Below are 3,853 nucleotides of genomic sequence, written 5' to 3' on the forward strand. Positions count from 1 at the left end.
CGGAAGTCCATCGCCCCGCCAGGGGCATGGGGGAGAAGGCGGGCACGGAAGTTCGGCGCCTCTCCAGGGGCGCGGGGAACTGCGCGAGGCGGGAGGAGCAGACGGAAAGGTCCGCTCGGAGGAGGGAACTCCCCTCTCCGGGCGGACCTTTCCGGCTAGCGGCTAGCGCTTAGGCGTCGCCGCCGGCCGCGCCCGGGTCGGCCGCCGCCACGTCGAGCAGCTGGTAGCGGTCGATCGCGTCCTTCAGCGCCGAGCGGTCGATCTTGCCCTGCTTGGCCAGCTCGGTGAGCGTGCCCAGGACGATCGACTGCGCGTCGATGTGGAAGAAGCGACGGGCCGCGCCGCGGGTGTCGGCGAAGCCGAAGCCGTCGGCGCCCAGGGACTGGTACTGGCCGGGGACCCAGCGGGCGATCTGGTCCGGGACGGCGCGCATCCAGTCGGAGACGGCCACGAACGGACCCTCGGCCCCGGAGAGCTTGGTGGTCACGTACGGGACGCGCTGCGGCTCCTCGGGGTGCAGCAGGTTGAACTCCTCCGCCTCGACGGCGTCGCGGCGCAGTTCGTTCCAGGAGGTCGCCGACCAGACGTCCGCCTTGACGTTCCACTCCTCGGCGAGGATGCGCTGGGCCTCCAGGGCCCACGGCACGGCCACGCCGGAGGCGAGGATCTGCGCGGGGATCTGGCCGCCCTCGCCGCCCTTGAGCCGGTAGAGGCCCTTGAGGATGCCGTCGACGTCGACGCCCTCCGGCTCGGCCGGCATCTTGATCGGCTCGTTGTAGACCGTCATGTAGTAGAAGACGTCCTCGCCGTGCGGGTGCTCGGCGGAGGAGCCGTACATGCGGCGCAGGCCGTCCTGGACGATGTGCGCGATCTCGTACCCGTAGGCGGGGTCGTAGGCGACCACGCCGGGGTTGGTGGAGGCCAGCAGGTGCGAGTGGCCGTCGGCGTGCTGCAGGCCCTCACCGGTCAGGGTGGTGCGGCCGGCGGTGGCGCCGATGACGAAGCCGCGGGCCAGCTGGTCGGCCATCTGCCAGAACTGGTCGCCGGTGCGCTGGAACCCGAACATCGAGTAGAAGACGTACACCGGGATCAGCGGCTCGCCGTGCGTCGCGTACGAGGAGCCGGCCGCGATCAGCGAGGCGGTGCAGCCGGCCTCGGAGATGCCGTCGTGCAGCATCTGGCCGGACGGGGACTCCTTGTACGCCAGCAGCAGCTCGCGGTCGACCGACTCGTAGGTCTGGCCGAGCGGGTTGTAGATCTTGGCGGACGGGAACAGCGAGTCCATGCCGAAGGTGCGGTACTCGTCGGGCGCGATCGGCACGAAGCGGTTGCCGATGCCCTTGTCGCGCATCAGGTCCTTGAGCACCCGGACGAACGCCATGGTGGTGGCGATGGTCTGGTTGCCGGAGCCCTTCTTGACCGCCTTGTACGCGTCGTCGCCCGGCAGTTCGAGCTTGCGCGGGCGCACCTTGCGGGTGGGCACGTAGCCGCCGAGCTCCTGCCGGCGGTCGTGCATGTACTGGATCTCCTCCGAGTTGCGGCCCGGGTGGTAGTAGGGCGGGTAGCCCTCGTCCAGCTGCTTGTCGGTGATCGGCAGGTGCAGCCGGTCGCGGAAGCGCTTCAGGTCCTCGACCGTCAGCTTCTTCATCTGGTGGGTGGCGTTGCGGCCCTCGAAGTTGGGGCCCAGCGTCCAGCCCTTGACGGTCTGCGCCAGGATGACGGTCGGCTGGCCCTTGTGCTCGCGGGCGGCCTTGAACGCGGCGTAGACCTTGCGGTGGTCGTGGCCGCCGCGGCCCAGGTGCTGGATCTGGTGGTCGGTCATGTTCTCGACCATCGCGCGCAGCCGCAGGTCGCCGCCGAAGAAGTGCTCGCGGATGTACGAGCCGGTCTCGGTGGCGTAGGTCTGGAACTGGCCGTCCGGGGTGGTGTTCAGCTTGTTGACCAGGACGCCGTCGCGGTCCTGGGCCAGCAGCGGGTCCCAGCTGCGGTCCCAGACCAGCTTGATGACGTTCCAGCCGGCGCCGCGGAACTGCGACTCCAGCTCCTGGATGATCTTGCCGTTGCCGCGGACCGGGCCGTCGAGGCGCTGCAGGTTGCAGTTCACCACGAAGGTCAGGTTGTCCAGGCCCTCGCGGGCCGCCAGCGAGAGCTGGCCGAGCGACTCGGGCTCGTCCATCTCGCCGTCGCCGAGGAAGGCGTACACCTGCGAGTCGGAGGTGTCCTTGATGCCCCGGTGCTCCAGGTAGCGGTTCATCCGGGCCTGGTAGATCGCGCCGAGCGGGCCGAGGCCCATCGAGACGGTCGGGAACTCCCAGAAGTCCGGCATCAGCCGCGGGTGCGGGTAGCTGGAGAGGCCGTACGGGGCCTTGGACTTCTCCTGGCGGAACGCGTCGAGCTGCTGCTCGGTCAGTCGGTCCAGCAGGAAGGCGCGGGCGTAGATGCCCGGCGAGGCGTGGCCCTGGAAGAAGACCTGGTCGCCGGACTCGCCGTCGGCGTCCTTGCCGCGGAAGAAGTAGTTGAAGCCCACGTCGTACAGGGACGCGGAGGAGGCGAAGGTGGCGATGTGGCCGCCGACGCCGATGCCGGGCCGCTGGGCGCGGGAGACCATGACGGCCGCGTTCCAGCGCGTCGCGTTGAGGATCTTGCGCTCGATCTCCTCGTTGCCGGGGAAGAACGGCTCGTCCTTGGTGGCGATGGTGTTGACGTAGTCCGTGCTGCGCATCTCGGGCACGGCGACGCGCTTCTCGCGGGCGCGCTCGATCAGCCGCAGCATCAGGTAGCGGGCGCGCTCGCGCCCGCGCTCGTCGATGGCAGCGTCAAGCGACTCCAGCCACTCCGCGGTCTCCTCGGGATCGAAGTCCGGGACCTGGCTCGGGAGGCCGCCAATGATGATCGGGTTGCGATCGGATCCGGAAGCCACGCTGTTCCTTCACTGTCGGTCGAAACTGAGTTGTCGCGCCGCCTCCATCGTGCTACCGCGCTCGGAGATCCGTCATCTCTACCGATCGGTAACCGTTCCGCCTGGTGGACGGGACGGTCAGGAGGTGGTCCGACCTGGACCCCGGCCGGACGATGGCGGCCGGTCGGGATGAGGGCCAACAGGAGACTTTACGCCCGCACCCTGCCCGGACCCGAATGCCGTTCGCATCTCGGGCAGGCGTGCGGCGGGTGAACGGGCCGAGAGCGGGTACGAGACGAAGCATCCTTGTCGGTACGGACAGGGACATATGGGTGTGTTCACCACCACACTGGGCGGCGTGTCGCCCGGCGACACGTCAACCTTTGGGTGGGATCGGGGGTCGGGTACTTGCGCGAACCGCCGCTCCCGTGTGGACTACGGCCACAGCCCCGGCATGGACGCCGGACTCGAATACTGGAGGTTATTCCCGTGAGCGCGACCGCGGACCCCGCGGACAAGTCCAACCCGGCTCTCCGTCTCGGCTTCGAACAGGGCCAGATCATCCAGGAGCTCGGGTACGACGAAGACAGTGACCAGGAGCTCCGCGAGGGGATCGAGGAGATCACTGGCACCGAACTCGTCGACGAGGACTACGACGACGTCGCCGACGGCGTCCTGCTGTGGCACCGCGACGAGGACGGGGATCTCACCGACGCCCTGGTCGACGCCCTGGAGTACCTGGCGGAGGGCGGCCTGATCTGGCTGCTCACCCCGAAGACCGGCCGCGACGGGCACGTCGAGGCGCACGAGATCGCCGACGCGGCCAAGACCGCCGGCCTCTCGCAGACCAGCTCGGTGGCGATCGCCAAGGAGTGGGCGGGCACCCGGCTGGCCACCCCGAAGGCGTCGAAGGCCGGCAAGCGCTGACCTTCGGAGCACGACCCGTGGCGGGCC

General features: G+C 69.4%; 2 protein-coding genes. One reads left to right on the plus strand and one right to left on the minus strand.

Going from position 1 to position 3,853, the window contains the following annotated elements:
• Nucleotides 1–169 precede the first annotated feature (169 nt).
• The gene (gene aceE, locus ACFUEL_RS36655; protein WP_380242056.1) at nt 170–2,920 is read right to left on the minus strand and encodes a pyruvate dehydrogenase (acetyl-transferring), homodimeric type; all 2,751 of its coding nucleotides are present in this window, start codon (nt 2,918–2,920) and stop codon (nt 170–172) included.
• A gap of 468 nt (nt 2,921–3,388) precedes the next feature.
• Here aceE and ACFUEL_RS36660 point away from each other — a divergent pair, with 468 nt between their 5' ends.
• Nucleotides 3,389–3,826, plus strand: coding sequence for a DUF3052 domain-containing protein (locus ACFUEL_RS36660; RefSeq protein WP_380242058.1), 438 nt, complete (start codon nt 3,389–3,391; stop codon nt 3,824–3,826).
• The last annotated feature ends 27 nt before the right edge of the window (nt 3,827–3,853 follow it).

The sequence above is a fragment of the Kitasatospora sp. NPDC057198 genome, from assembly GCF_042670125.1.
GTDB lineage: Bacteria > Actinomycetota > Actinomycetes > Streptomycetales > Streptomycetaceae > Kitasatospora.